Origin of the sequence: Helicobacter sp. MIT 03-1614 (assembly GCF_000762925.2) — a bacterium.
Taxonomy (GTDB): domain Bacteria; phylum Campylobacterota; class Campylobacteria; order Campylobacterales; family Helicobacteraceae; genus Helicobacter_C; species Helicobacter_C hepaticus.
Window position 1 is genome coordinate 1 of record NZ_JRMS02000038.1, and the last position, 594, is coordinate 594.

1 protein-coding gene is annotated in these 594 nt (G+C 33.2%); it reads left to right on the top strand.

What is annotated here, in order from left to right; genetic code table 11:
- Nucleotides 1-594 (top strand): HAMP domain-containing protein (locus LS66_RS10005; RefSeq protein WP_138092145.1); only part of this gene is annotated, 594 nt, incomplete at both ends.

Consider the following 594-nt stretch of genomic DNA (forward strand, 5'->3'; position numbering starts at 1 on the left):
TATCTCAACCACGAACGCAAAGATGCACCACAACCTCTTAAGATTGTTGCTCAAGATGAATTAGGTGAAATGGGTAATGCTATTAATGATAATATTCAAAAAACAAAAGCTGGTTTAGAACAAGATTCTAAAGCTGTAGAACAATCAGTTTTAACTGCAAAAACCATAGAATCTGGAGACTTTAGAGCAAGAATTACAGAAACTCCTCATAATCCACAGCTTAATGAATTAAAAAATGTGCTTAATCATATGCTTGATGATTTACAAACAAAAATAGGAAGTGATACCAATGAAATAGCAAGAGTATTTGATAGCTATACTAAACTCGACTTCACCACAGAAGTAAAAGATGCAAGTGGTAGAGTAGAAGTTGTTACAAATACTCTAGGAGAAGAAATTAGAAAAATGCTCTCAACAAGTTCAAACTTTGCTCAAACATTAAGTAATGAAGCTAAATCTCTTGCTCAAGCAGTAACTAATCTTACTAATTTAACAAATTCCCAAGCTTCCTCTTTAGAACAAACAGCTCAAGCAGTAGAAGAGATTACAAGTTCTATGCAAAATGTAAGTGGTAAGACTGGAGAAGTTATCCAA